Source organism: Companilactobacillus sp. y65-5 (genome assembly GCF_057541095.1).
Map to the genome: position 1 here is coordinate 1 of NZ_BAAJOA010000008.1, position 16,402 is coordinate 16,402.

Below are 16,402 nucleotides of genomic sequence, written 5' to 3' on the forward strand. Positions count from 1 at the left end.
GGGTCCGCTGGGTCCGCTGGGTCCGCTGGGTCCGCTGGGTCCGCTGGGTCCGCTGGGTCCGCTGGGTCCGCTGGGTCCGCTGGGTCATCTGGCGTTACTGGATCCGTCGGATCTGCTGGTTGAGTTGGAGTTTCTGGATCTACTGGATCTACCGGATCCGTTGGTGTGGCTGGATCTGTCGAACCATTGTTATTACCACCTAAGGCTTTAGGTAACACATGTAACCTCACGGTTCGGCTCTGATCATCAGGTGTGCTTAAAACCACCTGATAGTCACCGACCACCATCCAATCAGCTTTACTTAAATCGACATTGACCGCTTCAGCTTGGCCGTTTTCATCAGTCGCACTCGCCTTGAAATCATCAACCGTCGGTTTAGGATCACCGACGTACATCGAATAATCACTTCCTGTTAAGCTCAACTGGGCTGGTAAAATATCCAACGTTCCAGGTACGACCGTAACATCATAATTGGGATTAGCGGTGGAATCAATATTGATATTCACTGCATACTTCCCGACTTGTTCACCTGCGACACGATCCACCGTATATTTGAGATCATCGTAATTTAATAATCCGCTCGGAGCAGTTACCGTTACAGTTAATTCGGGATCAGTTGCACCAGCCACCTTTGAAGCATTATTGGCAGTAATAGTGATTGCCGCCTTATTAATAGTGAATGTGGCATTACTATCCTTGTCAGTCCAATTGTAAATATTGCTCAAATGATCGATCCCTTGTTGGGTCAATTCTAGCTTATAACTACCAGCATTTTGCGCCGAACCCGCAATAGCAACGTCACCATTTTGCAATTTATAAACCGTTCCATCAGACAAAACTAGTTTGTAATTTGAAGGGTCAACAGTCTGGTTAGAACCAGTGTAACTATTAGAAGAGGTGCCACTCAAAGTATATGTGCCGTCGGTTTTGAATACCGAAACCGTTACAGACGCGCTGTCATTACCGTAACTATAAGTAACCTTATAATCTCCCGCTTTGGATGTATCAACAGTATTAACGACATCCCCATTTGGAGCTTGAACTTGTACAGCAACATCGGTCAAATCTGTATTAACACCAGTCGACGTCTGCACGCTCACGAAGTTATCCTTAGGCTCCCAAGTCGAACCAGCAGCGATCTGGGTACTGATGGCTTTGATGTCAGGATTACTTAAATCTACAAAATAGCGACCATCGTACCCATTGTCCATCGTCCAATCAAATGAAAAATTATCTGTGCCTGAAGGAATGGTGAATAAGCCATCAGTCGTAGAATAAGTTACACCGTTCGTCACATCAGCGATATTCAAGTTTTTTTCAGTCTCACCGTTAAGATTCAAAGTAAATAAATCAGAGATACTATTGTGAGCTGAGTCAGTAAAGATATTAGCAGATTGATTCGAAGCAATCTCCCCTAAATAAGTAAATGTCGGTGCATAAATTTTTGTAATACGATTATATTTGAATGCTTCATCTTGAATGTTGGTTTTGTTAACTTCAAACACTAGCGCTTCAATTTGATTGCCAAGAAAGGCATCAGTACCAATTGAGGTGATTGAAGCTGGAATAGTGATAGTACCTATAATTCGATTATAAGCGAAGGCAGAAGCACCGATACTCTGCACATTGTTGCCAAACTGAACTCCGATAATATTGTCACCCGCAAAGGCCTGATCTCCAACACTAGTGACTGAAGTAGGAATAATCACGTTTCCAGTTACATCAGAATATTCAAATGCTCCCTCACCGATGGTAGACAAACTAGTAGCTCCGGACATATCAACATTAGTCAAATTGTTGTCATATAAAAACGCGTCATTACCAATCGTCACCAATCCTGAAGCCAATTTAACCGATGATAATTTTGTATTCGAAACAAACGCATAAGCCCCGATTTTTTGTAAACTTTCTGGTAAAACTAATGCTTCTAGCGATGAATTGTAGGCGAAAGCACAGTCTCCGATTGTCTCTAATTGACTGTTATCAGCAAAGTTAACGGTTTGTAAATTAATGGCTGATGAAAAAGCTTCATCACCGATTGTCTTGAGACTAGCAGGAAAATCTATTGAATTTAAAGCCCCGTCATAAACAAATGACTGATATCCAATAGACTGCAAGTTACTAGATAGTTTAACCTTAGCTAACGACTCGTTGGCAAAAAAGGCTTGATCTCCAATCGTGGTTACTGAATCAGGTAAGACGACACTTTTTAAGTTGTTTGTAGCAAAGGCTAATTTATCAATCGTGGTCAAGGTCTTGTTATTCGACATATCAACCGTACTTAGATTCTTATCGTAGGCAAAAGCTCCTTCACCAATATCAGTCAAACCATTATTGATAGTGACGTCGGTGATATTCTCATTCGACCAAAAAGCATACTTGCCGATGGCAGTAACATCGTACGTCTTTTCATTCAAATCAACTGTTGAAGGAATATTTATTTGACTGTAATCACCATTTAAACCTGTGACTGTGGCACTGGAAGTAGTGTCATCCGTATCCCAAGTAAAATCACTAGCATTAGATGCAACTTTCGGTGTGGGCACAACGGGTGCTGGGACCGTAGGTGTCTGTACGGGAACGGTGGTTGGCGAAACGGTACTATCTGCGACCGGTATAGCGGATGTCGTGGTGGCACTTGCTGGAGTAGGAGTTTCTGCACTCGTGGCAATAGAAGCAGTTTTGGGGACCACGGCCGTATCTTCCGTCGTAACCGGTTCAGAATCGGTCTTGGTAGTGGCAGCTGTCGTTGCTGGAGCTATCGCGGTTAGTTTATTGGAAGAGTCAGTCGTATTGTCAATTGAACCATCGCTTGAATTAGGCGCTGCACTTTCGCTATTAGTAGTAGGTGCACTAGTATCACCACTCGTTGCTACCGTCTTGGAATCATTCGTAGTACTTGCGGTACTAGTTACTGTTGTATCTGAATTAGTAGCGTCTGATGTATTCGTAGCACTTGAAGTATGCGGTGTACTCGTAGAGCCAGAACTATCTGAACTAGCTGTCGTACCAGTAGATGCCGTCGTTGCGTCACCATTCGTATCGGCCTTTACTTGTAGTTCATCCTTCATTGAAATACCAATTCCCATAGTCACTACCGCACTAGTAACGATCAGTAGTTTTTTGCCATTCTTAGATAATACAATCTTATTCTTTTGCATAACAATACCCCATTAATTAAGATTTCCATTTGATATATCATAAGAAGAAATATCGTTTGATTTTAAACGAATATATTGTTTATTCATGACAAAAATAATAAGACCTGATATTCAATAAATAAAATATCAGGTCTTACTATTTACAACTCGTCTACTTTGAAACGATCGATCAACCACAGGATCAACTGTAGGATCAAAATACCAGTCAGCGCACCGGCACTATCTAATATCACATCAGTCACAGAGGGCGTTCTCCCGCCTGTCAAACCTTGATGAAACTCGTCAAAAGCTGCTAATCCCGTCGTGACCATCCACGGGATAAAAATAATTAGTAATTTATTTTTACTTAAATAATTATAAACCGCTAAACACAAGAACAATCCCAAGATAAGATAAATACTAAAATGTGCGCCTTTTCGGATAAAAAACTCCACGAAATGAAAATATCCGTCATTTTCGATCGACTGCGTTTTACCACCATAATTAAAACTGAATTGGCTTAAAAAATTATATAGGGGCTTATTATCCTGTCCCAATACACGTTCTAGGAACGGAACTGAAGTCTGTTGCTCGTACGTCATGGAGGAGCTATAAAATAATATTAATTCGATCAATATCACTACGCCCCAAAACCACTTGATGTTACTTTTTATTTTTTTATGCATTTCCCTTGTCATCCCAGTTAACCATTGAATTTAGTTTCTTCGCATCATCAAAGTATACAGAATGATAACAAGAACTCAATCCCCAATAGTACATGACGGTTGAGAACACAATGATCACGAGGAAATCCCAAGGATATTTTATCAAATCCAAACCACCAAAATTATTACTACCGACCCATGAAATAACTGATAATCCTACCAAATGGACGATCATCCACAGACTGGCGTATATCTTCTGTTTGAATTCTTTGAAACCACGCTGATAATCGTAAATAAAATAAATCGGTAATCCGACAATGATGATCACGATAACTTGGACTGTTGTCGGAAACATCGACCAATAAATCGCTAAGCTGATCAAGTCAAAGACAACTGGAGCCAGATACTTCATCCCGCGTATCTTGGCTGGTCGCTTAAAGTCAGGCCCCATCTTACGTAAACTGCCAGCAACTACTGGTCCCGTCAATAATGAGATCAAAGTAGAGGCTGCCACTACTCTCGACAAAAGTGCCCAGTTCTTGAACATCAATATCAACAAAAAACTCACTACAAAATCAACTGCCAAAGCAACTCGAGGGGCATTGTACTTGTTGTTAGTCCAACCAAGAATCTTGGGTAAATGACGATTTTTAGGCATCGAAGACAGCGACTTACTAGCTGAGGCTGAAAAGGCGATACCACTTCCGACTGGTGAAATAAAAGCCGTGAAGTAAATCAAAGTTGATAACCAGTATACATTCAATAAAATAGCTAAGTTAGCGAACGGTGAATCAAAGTTAATATTGGTCCAACCGGCATTGACGATCGATGCTGGCAAAGAACCGATAAAAACGATCTGCAATGAAATATAGATCAGGGCGCTGATAAATAGCGATAAAATGATTCCTCGTCTAATATTGATCGCCGGTTTAACGATGTCATTTCCCAAATTAATAACCGTTTGAAATGCAACGTATGAATAAATAATCCCCGCACTACCGATCGCAATAAAAATAGATGAGGTACCGTTAGGCATGAATTCATTCAGATTGGACCCCATATTGGCGACATCAAAATGTGCTGATATCAATACGATCATCGTGATTATAGGAACGAAAAGTTTGAAGATCGAAATCAAATTATTAAATCTAGCCATGATCGTGACTGACCAATAATTTATCAAGGTGAAAACAAAAATCAATAGCGTCGCCATCATCAAGCCTTGAGTCGATAACTCTCCATGCGACATTAACCCATGTGTCCACTGTGCCCATTTCCAAGGCCAAGTGCTCATGTATTGCGTTGAGGCCACTGCTTCAATAGGCAATATCGCCAATAATGATAACCAATTAGCCCATGAAGAGATATGTCCCAAGAAGGATCCGTGTGTATACATCGTAAAACGGCTCATCGCGCCATCTTCAGGGAACATCGTCCCTATTTCAACGTATACCATCGCGATCATTGCCACCAATATTGCACCAATGATCCAAGCAACGATTGCCGCAGGACCAGCGATCTTTGCTGCCTGACTAGATCCAAACATCCAACCGGATCCAATGATCGCACTGAGACCAAACATCACAGTTGAAAAAAGGCTAAGTTTTTTACCATTCATTAAATATCACCACATATCATTTTTTTAATACTTGAAAACAAAAAAATAGTCCCTATATAGAGACTATTTTCTTTATATATATTTTGTACCTTACTCTACTGTAACGCTTTTCGCAAGGTTACGTGGCTTATCAACGTCATTGCCACGAGCTAAACTAGCGTAGTATGAGAATAATTGTGCGGGTACCACGCTGACGATTGGAGAGATCATCTCGTCGATCTCAGGAATCACGATTTGATCATCTGATTCAGCATATTTTTCGTTAGCGATCACTAACACGTGTGCCCCACGAGCTTTAACTTCTTGAATATTACCACGAGTATGACTAGCGCCAACACCATCGTTGATATATGCGAAGACAGGCGTGCCATCTTCGATCAAGGCGATAGTTCCGTGTTTCAACTCACCGGCGGCGAAACCTTCAGCATGAATATAAGAAATCTCCTTCAACTTCAACGCTGCTTCAAGTGACAATGCATAATCGATTCCACGTCCGATATAGAAGGCGTGATCTTGACCATCCAAATAGTCTGCGCTCAATTGTTTGATGTAGTCTTTTTCGTCTACAATCGTTTGAATGCCATTTGCGGCAATAGCTAGTTGCTCTCTTAAGTCTAAGTCCTTCGCTGCTTGAACTCCTTTTAATTCACCTAGAGCCTTAGCTAGGACAGCTTCAACAGCAATTTGTGATGTATATGACTTGGTAGAGGCAACGGCGATTTCTGGACCAGCCAGCAATTCCATTGTATAAGTTGATTCACGTGAAAGAGTCGAGTTGGCAACGTTAGTCATCGTCAAACTTGGCAAGTTCATATCATTGATCTTAACCAATACTTGACGACTGTCAGCCGTCTCACCACTTTGTGATAAGAAGATAAAGAATGGATGCTTTGAGAGTTTTGGCATATGATAACCAAACTCACTACCCAATTCAACATCTACTGGGACATCTGACAAAGTTTCAAAAATATTTTTACCGACTAATCCAGCGTGATAACTAGTCCCAGCGGCGATGATGTACAAACGGTCGGCATTGTTGATTTCCTTCAACATTTCAGGATCAACATTGATAGAGCCATCTTGATTGACATAGTTCTTAGAAATACGACGCATAACACTAGGTTGTTCATCGATTTCCTTCAACATATAGTGGTCATAAGGACCCTTTGAAATATCATTTGCATCAATATTGACCATGTATGAACCACGTTTGACGGGTGTACCATCGATCTTACTGATAGATACGTTAGTCTTTTCAAGAATAACTACTTCACCATCATGAATTTCAACGAATTCATGAGTGTAGTCGAGCATTGCCATGGCATCTGAACAAATAACATTGAAGTCAGTACCCAAGCCGATCAACAATGGGCTCTTGTTCTTAGCAACAAAAATCTTGTCAGGTTCTTCTTTGTCGACCATCGCAAAAGCGTATGACCCTTCGATCATACCTAGTGCTTTTCTAAATGCGTCTTCAGCATTCAAACCTTCTTGAGCAAAATGTCCAACTAATTGAACCGCTACTTCTGTATCAGTTTGGCTCTTGAAATCTACACCTTGTAGATATTTTTCTTTGAGTTCTTGATAATTTGTAATCACACCATTGTGGACTAAGTAAAATCTATTATCAGCTGAAAAATGGGGATGAGCATTATCGATAGTTGCAGGTCCATGAGTGGCCCAACGTGTATGTCCAATACCAGTTAATCCTTGGACGTTAGATGATACTGCCTTTTCTAGTTCACTGATCTTACCGACTTCTTTAATTAAAAAATCTTTTCCTTTTTGATTGTTTACATAAATACCTGCAGAATCATATCCACGATATTCAAGTTTTTCTAATCCATTTAATAAAATATCCGTTGTTTCGCTATTTCCAACAACTCCAACAATTCCACACATCTTTAAAACCTCGCATTTATAATTGGTCTAGTCATTATTTAAATATTGGTCTAGCCTTATTTGCTAGACATTTAATTAAGGAACAAAGCCTAGAATACTAATATGTTGGAACTTTGTCAACGGTTTTATTTTGATTTTTCACAAAAATTAACAAATTGGTACAGTTGGTTTATACCAATATTGGTACAAATGAAAAGAATGTGAAAAAAATAGACCAGAGCTATCTCTGATCTGTTTTTTCATTTACTAGTTCATTTCTGTTTTAACAACTTCAACGATTTGATCACAAAATTCATTTACTTTTTCTTCAGTGGCAGCCTCACACATGACACGTAATAGCGCTTGTGTACCACTAGGACGTACGAGGACACGACCATCACCATCCATCTCATCTTCGACTGTCTTAATGACATCAAGGATTGGTTGATGTTCCTTCCACTTGTCCTTGTCATGTACAGGAACATTAACTAGTTTCTGTGGGTAAACCTTAACCGGTGCACCTAATTCGGCAAGACTCTTGTCAGTTTCTTTCATTACATGTAATAAGTGGATACCTGTCAACATACCGTCACCAGTATTCATATACTCATATAAGACGACGTGACCAGATTGCTCGCCACCGATATTGTAGTTGTTCTCACGAATTTCTTCCACCACATGACGATCACCCACGGCTGTTTGTACACTATGCATGCCATTTGCTTCAATCGCCTTGTATAATCCCAAGTTACTCATAACCGTAGTAACGATCGTATCTTTCTTCAATCTACCACCATCATGCAAATACTTACCTAAGATATACATGATCTTGTCACCGTCAACGATATTTCCGTCAGCGTCAACAGCGATACAACGGTCTCCATCTCCATCAAAAGCCAAACCAGCGACAGCGTCTGACTCTCTGACTTTTTCAGCCAATTGTTCTGGATGTGTCGAACCGACATTTTTGTTGATGTTGATTCCATCAGGATGTGAAGCCATAATTTCGAAGTCAACATTCAAGTCAGCGAATAATGTACTGGCTAAACGACTAGTTGAACCATTAGCAGTATCGAGCACGATCTTCAAACCGCTAAGATCATCTGATAAAGTCTGCTTCAAGAATTGTAAGTATTTTTGTGCGCCTTCTGGATAATCAGAGACACTACCTAAACCTTCAGCTGAAGGTCTTGGCAAAGTATCTTCCTTGGCGTCTAATAGTTCTTCGATCTCATCCTCAACGTCATCTGGCAACTTGTAGCCATCTGAACCAAAGAACTTGATCCCATTATCTTCTGCAGGATTGTGTGATGCCGAAATCATAATACCAGCATCAGCTGAAACCGCACGTACTAAATATGCAACAGCTGGAGTAGTTATGACATCCAAGTTCAACACTTCGATACCTACTGATAGCAATCCAGCAATCAAGCTAGATTGTAACATTTGCCCTGAAATACGTGTATCTCTAGCGACTAAAACGCGAGGATGTGCATTTTCGTTCTCAGAATGTTGTGTTAATACATAACCTCCTGAACGCCCTAATTTAAAAGCTAATTCCGGACTCAATTCCTTATTAGCGATTCCTCTAACTCCGTCTGTTCCAAAATATTTTGTCATAAATAATACCCCCAACGTTAATTTTCATCGTTGTTTTCATTGTTATTGTTATTTGAATCATTATTACTATTTGAAGAACTATTATCACCACTAGAAGTGTTGGTATTAGAACCATTGTTATTATTAGAATTAGTATTGTTACTATTGCCAGAAGTATTATTGCCAGTACTTCCACTGCCAGAAACGTTAATATTAACGTTTATCGTCTCAGGGTCAGTCGCCTCTACCTGACTCCCTAATGCGTCAGTAAGATTAATCGTTTTCTTGGTATCTTGGGTCACATCAGATACATCGATCGGCACATCAATTGAATCATCGATGGCGTCAAGTTGGTCTTGAGTGCCATAGATTCTGATGGTTTTCACATCAGATTCAAAGGAGAAATCCGAACTAGACGAATTCCCCTTCTGTGTTAGATTAATACTTACTTCTTTACTGGGCATACTAATTGGGATCTTAACATGAATAGTCTGTGGATCTAACGTTACATTAACAGTTTTACCATTTTTGTCCAAAGCTTGCACTAAAACTTCTTGATCAAAGGTTGTTTTTATACCCTTTGGTAAGATCGGTTTCACAACGACCTTCTTGATCTTATTTACTTCTGATGCTGCACCGGTGACGCTTACCGTCTCTGGTGACAAAGTTATCTTACCTGCTTCATAACCAGATGCTAGCGCGTTCTTACTGTAATCCACATCTACCGCAAATGTCTTAGTCTTACGCTTTTGGATATTCACATCTACATATTTGGGTTTTATGGAATACGTCAGTTCGCTATTCAAACCAGTTTCCTTAACTTGAACACGATGCTGACCAGTTGATAATTTTTTTAGATTTAAATATAGATTGAAATTTTGAGTGTTTTTCGTAGCTGTTACTAGTGCTGAGGGTCCCTCGATCGTTATTTTGACACTATCAGGATAGCCCGTTATGTAATAGTCATTAGTATTTGCTTGCACTTGCAACGGAACTGTCAATGTTGCTTTAGTATTAACAGTCGATGTACTTGATTGATTAGAGTCTCTTGTCGAACCGACTCCAGGAGAGCTGACAGTCAGGAACAACCAAATGGCTGCGCAAAGCGAAATGAAAGCATAAAAATAATTACTATTTATTATCTTTTTCATCATTGTTTTGCTTCCCTCCATTCTTTCGACTTATTGAGAAGAAACTTAAAATTGAATGACTACTCTCTTCATCTGGATCAGCTAATTGCGCTTTGAGATACTTCAAGTAGTCTTCCCTAGAGAGATCAAGCATCATATGACCATTCCGAGTGATCATCACACCACCAGTTTCTTCAGAAACTACGATAGTAATGGCATCAGTAACTTCACTGATTCCCACGGCTGCACGGTGACGTGTACCTAATTCTTTAGGAATAGTATTGCTTTCGGATAATGGTAAGTAGGCCGCCGCTACGGATATTCGATTTTTTCGGATGATCACCGCACCATCATGTAGCGGAGTATTCGGAATGAATGTATTGATCAAGAGCGCACCGGTTACTTCTGCATCCAGTTTGATACCAGTTTCGACGTATTCTTCCAAACCAGTATTCATCTCCAAGGTGATCAACGCACCTATGCGTCGTTTACTCATATACTGAATAGCTTGATCCAAACTCTCGATCAAATGATTCTTGGTCTTTCCTTCTTCATTACTGGTGGTACTGAACAGAGGCATTCGTCCTAAATGCTCCAGACCACGTCTAATTTCAGGTTGAAAAATAATAACTATGACAACAATTCCCCAATTGATCAATTGATCCATTAAGAATGAAACGGTATGAAGATTCAATGCCCAACTAGTTAATTTGATTAGGAAAATTATCGCGATACCCTTTAGTAGCTGAACTGCCTTAGTTCCACGAATTATCGACAGAACTTTGTAAAGGAAGTACCAGACTACTATAATATCAACCAAATTAGCCAAATTTTGCCATGTAAATATATTGCTTGGTATAAAATTCATATTTTTTACCCCTTTACAGCTCGAACTAATTATAGCAAACAACAAAAATTATAAAAGTTCACCCATTATAATTTTATTTATTAAGCAATATCAACGTTAATTACTTCTTCACTATAATTAATATTTTGACGTAATTCATTGGCTGTTGACTTGCTGATCTTACCTTGCTCCAATAAGTCCTGAACAAAGGCCCGTTGATAACTCAAAGCTTGGATCTCAATGCTGACTCTCTCGCTGTTAAATTCTGGAGAACGATGCTTATGCTTCCCTTGTAAGAGATCTAGTCGATCCGCATAGTGACGTTGGAAGACGTAAACTAGATTATCAGCTACACCACCGTGTTTGCTTTGGTCCAACTCATGTAATTTTGCTAGTGCACGTTCAGCTCCAGCAATAGAGATCTTCATCGCATCTTGGTCAAACTGAATAACTTCTTCCCGCTTGATGAAACTACGACGAATAATTTTTTTAATAGTCCGATATGTTTTTTTGAAATAATTAATAAAGAATTCTAACGTCTGACCATATCTACGACGAACTATTTCCTTTTTGTATTTAGTGATCTTTTTAACCGCTAAATTATAAGATTCTTCGGAGATCTCTTGATTTTTAAATAACTCCTCGATCGCTTCTAATTCACAGTTGAAACAAATATCCCATAATTCAGCATCTTTTTTATTTTTAACACGTTTTTTACTGATAGGCGAAGGATAATTCGACTGGACACCTAGGTTATGAAGACTGTATAAATATTCCGCAATGACGGTAGAATAAACAATATTATCTTGCTCCTCATTCTCATCCTTCAACTTATCGATCGTCTTCTCTAAAATAAACTTATTAGCTTGATACTGATCTAACTCGATCTGAGTATCGATAACCTCTGTATCTTCTGCCTCGTCGTCAATATTCACATCCTCATCGACGAATGAATTACCACGATATGCGACTGGTGCACTGTTCTTAGTCATGATCGGAATCAAGAGTGTTGCTCCAAGCAAACTGAAGATGATCACTGTACTAGCTAGGAACAATACTAGTGTTCTGGATGGGAATGGTGAACCATCACTGATCGTTAGTGGTATCGACAGAGCACCAACCATTGTGACGGCTCCACGGACTCCAGAGATACCAGACATCAGACAATAGTCAAACCTTTGTTTTGAGAATAAGACGAATTTATCATTTCCGTTCTTAGAAAAAGTCGTATATAGGTAACTCCACGCGAATCTAATTGCGACCAACATCACCCAAATGATGAATGACAGACCGATGGCTCCGAATGTACTAATGTTGTCGTTTCGGACTAATTTTTCCATTGCGAACGGAATTTCGATTCCTAATAAGACGAAGACGATACCGTTAAGAACATAAACTACCAAGTCCCAAGTTCTGGATGTGACCAGTCTGATTTCTGGTGAAAAAGCACTGACAGTCTTGCTGGATGAGATATTCATTATCCCGGCGACAACTACCGCCACAACACCTGAGACTTCAAAAACATCTTCAGCAATGTAATAAATAATAAACGGAATAATTATTTGAATAATAGCGTGTAAGATGGAATCGTCTACACCTTGATTTATCAAATAAAGTCTAATACCGTTGCATATCCAAATCATCACGGCACCCGCTAGAGCACCCATGATCGAAATATAAAAAAAGTCTAGTGTGGCACTCTGCAAGGAGAACATGCCCGTTACAGTTGCAGCCACTCCATACTTGAAACAGATCAATCCTGATGCATCATTTATCAAGCTCTCTCCACTGATCAGATGCATTAATTTATCTGGGATGTGGGCTTTTTTGGCAATAGACTGAACAGCGATCGGATCAGTCGGCGACAAGACCGCCACGAGTGTAAATGCGACTGACCATGGAAGCGTAGGAATAAGGTTTTTTACAATTATCCCTCCGACCACGGTGGAAATAATAACCAATATAACGGCGTTACCTATGATAGGTCCCCTCAAATTCCACAACTCTCGTTTAGGGAACCTGTTACCGTCGTTAAACAAAATTGGCGCAATAAACGCCAACATAAACCATTCTGTATTTACGGAAATTTTTACATTCATAAAAATAGCTGCCAAAATCCCAGCCGTGATTTGAATCAAACTGGGTGGAATCGACACGAAGTAGTGGCTAATAATATTCGCCACGATTAATAATGTAAGAATCAAAATAATTGATTCAAGTATCTGCACAGACATCACCCATTTTCTTTTTTTATTAGTCTTTTACATCTTCACCGATTATTCTTACTTCAGTTTGAAGATCAATATCAAATTGATATTTGATAGCCTTCTGGATCAAATGTATCAAATCCATATAATCAGTTGCCGTAGCGTGGTTGATATTTACAATGAATCCGGCGTGCTTCATCGAAACTTGTGCCCCACCAATGGTGCGACCTCTAAGACCTGCCTTGATGATCAATGGACCCGTAAAATGACCCGTAGGGCGTTTGAAGACACTACCACAACTAGGATATTCCAATGGCTGTTTAGACCCTCTGAGCTCGTTTAAGCGATCCATTTCGGCTTGAATCTGTTCACCATCACCAGATTCCAGACTAAAAGTAGCACTGATGACGATACCGCCATCTTCTTGAATCAAACTGTGACGGTATGAAAAGTTCATGTCATCGTGGAATAAAGTCACGATTTTGCCACTGGGCAACAATACTTCGGTGGATTCGAAGACGTCTTTAATCTCACCACCATAGGCTCCAGCGTTCATGAAGACAGCTCCACCGACACTACCGGGAATCCCTGCCGCAAATTCTAGACCTGTCAGAGAAGCCTTTTGCGCAGCGATAGTAGTATCAATAATGGTCGCACCCGCTTCAGCCGTGACTTTATTATTATCGATCGTTATTTTTTTGAAATTAGGTAAAATAATAACGATTCCTCGGATTCCACCATCCTTGATAATCAAATTACTTGCGTTACCAATGATAGTAATGGCAATATCATTCTCACGAGCAGTATTTACGATCTCGACTAATTCCTCACGAGTTTTAGGAAAAGCTAGTGTATCAGCGTTTCCACCAGTCTTAGTGAAAGTATATTTACTTAATGGTTCATCAATTTTAAATTCAATATTAGGTAATTTTTCAATTGGAAAGTTCAAAATTTCATCATCCTTAATATATGTAAGCTAGTTATAATTTTATCACATAGTCAGTTCCATAACGAACTGCCAAGCACTTGAATAATGATATAATCATTGCGAGGTGATTTAATTATGAAACTAATATCATGGAACGTTAATGGACTACGTGCCGTTGTTAAAAAAGATTTTCAAGCTATCGTAGATCAATTGGATGCTGATATTATCTCCATTCAAGAGACAAAACTACATCAAGACCAAATTGATCTAGACTTGCCCGGCTACCACCAATACTTTTATGACGCTGAACGTAAAGGTTATTCAGGAACTGCTATCTTCACCAAAGAAGAGCCTTTGAACGTTAGTCGTGGCTTAGGGGTTGATGAATTAGATACCGAAGGTCGTACACTGACATTAGAATTTCCAAAATTTTATTTGATCGACAGTTACTCACCTAATTCACAACAAGAGCTCAAACGACTTGATTTTAGAATGAAATACGATGACGCTTTACGTGAGTATATGAAGCGTTTATCTGCAGACAAACCTGTTATACTATGTGGTGATTTAAACGTCGCTCACGAAGAAATCGATATTAAAAATGACAAGACTAACCATAAGAATCCCGGATTTTCAGATGAAGAACGTAATAAATTCTCTGAATTATTAGATAGTGGATTCATTGACACTTTCCGTCATCTGCATCCCGACGAAGTCAAATATTCATGGTGGAGCTATCGTTTCAATGCTCGTAAGAATAATGCCGGTTGGCGGATCGATTATTTCGTAATTTCTAATAACGGCAAAGACCTGATTGCCAACGCTGATATACTCAATGATATTTACGGCTCAGATCACTGCCCGGTTGAATTAGATTTAAACCTATAAAAGGAGTTTTCATATGAATTTTGTCTCTATGGATTTTGAAACTGCAAACGGCCACCGCACTAGTGCCTGTTCACTAGCGCTAGTCTTAGTGCGTGACAGTCAGATCGTTGACAGTTTTTATACACTGATCAATCCACAAGAATATTTCAGTCCTAGAAATATTCAGATCCATCATATCCGACCTGATGATGTCAAAAGTGCTCCCACTTTTGATCAAGTTTGGCCCCACATCCAAACATTGTTTGACAGCTCACACTTAGTTGCCGCTCATAATGCCAGCTTTGATAATAGCGTCTTAAAAAACACGCTGACGAACTATGGTATTTTTGCACCTAAGTATCTGACGATCGATACTGTTAAGACTAGTCGTAGATTTTATCCACAGCTACCCAATCACAAGCTCGACACTGTTTCGCACAATTTGAATATCGACTTAGAGAATCACCACAATGCTCTGGCTGATAGTATTGCTTGTGCAAAAATCCTATTAAAAACCGAACAAGATTTTGGTACGGAACAAATAAAAAAGATGGTCAAGCTTACTAGCTAACCATCTTTGACATAATTATCGTATTTGATTTTTCTAACTCTGTTGTAAATCCATATTTTTGATAAATGTGGATCGCAGCAGGGTTATTTTTGTATACTTCCAAAACCAACTTATCAAGCGCAGAATCCTCCGCCCAAGCAAGCACTTCTTCAACTAAGTATGATGCAATACCATTATTCCAAAAATCAGAATCCACTACAACACCTAACTCAGCGACACCATCAGCTGTCTTCTCAAGTCGACAGAAGCCAATAATATCTTCTTCAAAGATTGCAACAACTAGCTCATTCTCAGCCGAATGATAAATATTATCTAGCGCTTCAGCCTCTATCTCAACCGTAACACCGTCTAATGAATCATGCTCGATAAAATCACTTTGAGTGCTGGCACGCTTTAGGAATGCCAGTAATTGTGCTGAGTCGACTGGGATCGCTTCTCGTAAAATCAATTGTTCACTCATCAGTTAACCTCATTCAGATAATCGCCAAAATCTCGTTGTTCATAACGATCGCCGTATAGTTTAAAGGTAATTTGGCGATCATCGTCAGCTGCAAGGCGTTTGATATTGATCGACATGTGGGCAGCTGGAACTTCATCTTTGATAAACTGCGGCCATTCAACGATTGTGACACCGTCACCATTAAAATATTCATCAAATCCTAAGTCCTCATCTGGGCTACTTTCTAGACGATAAGCATCCATATGATATAACGGTAACCGTCCATCTTGATATTCACGAATCAAGGTAAATGTTGGACTTTTAACATTCTTTTTGATGCCTAAACCTTGAGCTAACCCACGTGTAAAAGTAGTTTTACCCACACCGAGGTCGCCGTTCATCAAGACGACATCCCCAGCTTTCAAGTATGGAGCCAATCGCTTACCCAATGATTCTGTATCCTGATAAGAGTGTGTTTGTAGTTGATATTCAGTCATATTATTCCCCATT

General features: G+C 39.6%; 13 protein-coding genes. 2 read left to right on the top strand and 11 right to left on the bottom strand.

Translation table 11 applies throughout. The features are described from left to right. The 9 genes from AC27FM_RS11100 to murB form a co-directional block, all read right to left on the bottom strand. Nucleotides 1-3,161, bottom strand: a 3,161-nt coding sequence (locus AC27FM_RS11100) for a leucine-rich repeat protein (protein ID WP_487088305.1), incomplete at its 3' end; no start/stop codon positions are given. A gap of 140 nt (nucleotides 3,162-3,301) precedes the next feature. Beyond that, nucleotides 3,302-3,826 (bottom strand): VanZ family protein, encoded by a 525-nt coding sequence (locus AC27FM_RS11105; protein WP_487088307.1) that lies wholly within the window; start codon nucleotides 3,824-3,826, stop codon nucleotides 3,302-3,304. Next, nucleotides 3,819-5,423, bottom strand: a complete 1,605-nt coding sequence (locus AC27FM_RS11110) for an APC family permease (RefSeq protein WP_487088309.1) — start codon at nucleotides 5,421-5,423, stop codon at nucleotides 3,819-3,821. The genes AC27FM_RS11105 and AC27FM_RS11110 overlap by 8 nt, the downstream gene beginning before the upstream one ends. Before the next feature lie 90 nt (nucleotides 5,424-5,513). Beyond that, complete coding sequence (gene glmS, locus AC27FM_RS11115; RefSeq protein WP_487088311.1) at nucleotides 5,514-7,325, bottom strand: glutamine--fructose-6-phosphate transaminase (isomerizing); 1,812 nt, start codon at nucleotides 7,323-7,325, stop codon at nucleotides 5,514-5,516. Between the two features lie 246 nt (nucleotides 7,326-7,571). Then, entirely contained in the window at nucleotides 7,572-8,924 is a 1,353-nt protein-coding gene (gene glmM, locus AC27FM_RS11120; RefSeq protein ID WP_487088313.1) for a phosphoglucosamine mutase, read from the bottom strand. Nucleotides 8,925-8,941: 17 nt separating this feature from the next. After that, a complete protein-coding gene (locus AC27FM_RS11125; RefSeq protein WP_487088315.1) occupies nucleotides 8,942-10,057 on the bottom strand; it encodes a CdaR family protein in 1,116 nt (371 codons plus the stop codon). Beyond that, entirely contained in the window at nucleotides 10,035-10,901 is an 867-nt protein-coding gene (gene cdaA, locus AC27FM_RS11130; RefSeq protein ID WP_487088317.1) for a diadenylate cyclase CdaA, read from the bottom strand. Before cdaA ends, AC27FM_RS11125 begins: the two co-directional genes overlap by 23 nt. A gap of 80 nt (nucleotides 10,902-10,981) precedes the next feature. Further along, complete coding sequence (locus AC27FM_RS11135; protein WP_487088319.1) at nucleotides 10,982-13,108, bottom strand: cation:proton antiporter; 2,127 nt, start codon at nucleotides 13,106-13,108, stop codon at nucleotides 10,982-10,984. A 25-nt stretch (nucleotides 13,109-13,133) separates the two neighbouring features. Further along, nucleotides 13,134-14,054, bottom strand: coding sequence for a UDP-N-acetylmuramate dehydrogenase (gene murB / locus AC27FM_RS11140; RefSeq protein WP_487088556.1), 921 nt, complete (start codon nucleotides 14,052-14,054; stop codon nucleotides 13,134-13,136). 96 nt (nucleotides 14,055-14,150) lie between these two features. On the opposite strand from murB, the gene AC27FM_RS11145 reads away from it, so the two are divergent. Then, nucleotides 14,151-14,903 (top strand): exodeoxyribonuclease III, encoded by a 753-nt coding sequence (locus AC27FM_RS11145; protein ID WP_487088321.1) that lies wholly within the window; start codon nucleotides 14,151-14,153, stop codon nucleotides 14,901-14,903. A gap of 13 nt (nucleotides 14,904-14,916) precedes the next feature. After that, a complete protein-coding gene (locus tag AC27FM_RS11150; RefSeq protein ID WP_487088323.1) occupies nucleotides 14,917-15,453 on the top strand; it encodes a 3'-5' exonuclease in 537 nt (178 codons plus the stop codon). Here AC27FM_RS11150 and AC27FM_RS11155 read toward each other — a convergent pair. Then, entirely contained in the window at nucleotides 15,446-15,913 is a 468-nt protein-coding gene (locus AC27FM_RS11155; protein ID WP_487088325.1) for a GNAT family N-acetyltransferase, read from the bottom strand. The genes AC27FM_RS11150 and AC27FM_RS11155 overlap by 8 nt on opposite strands. Next, nucleotides 15,913-16,389, bottom strand: coding sequence for a tRNA (adenosine(37)-N6)-threonylcarbamoyltransferase complex ATPase subunit type 1 TsaE (gene tsaE / locus AC27FM_RS11160; protein ID WP_487088327.1), 477 nt, complete (start codon nucleotides 16,387-16,389; stop codon nucleotides 15,913-15,915). The genes AC27FM_RS11155 and tsaE overlap by 1 nt, the downstream gene beginning before the upstream one ends. Nucleotides 16,390-16,402 lie beyond the last annotated feature (13 nt).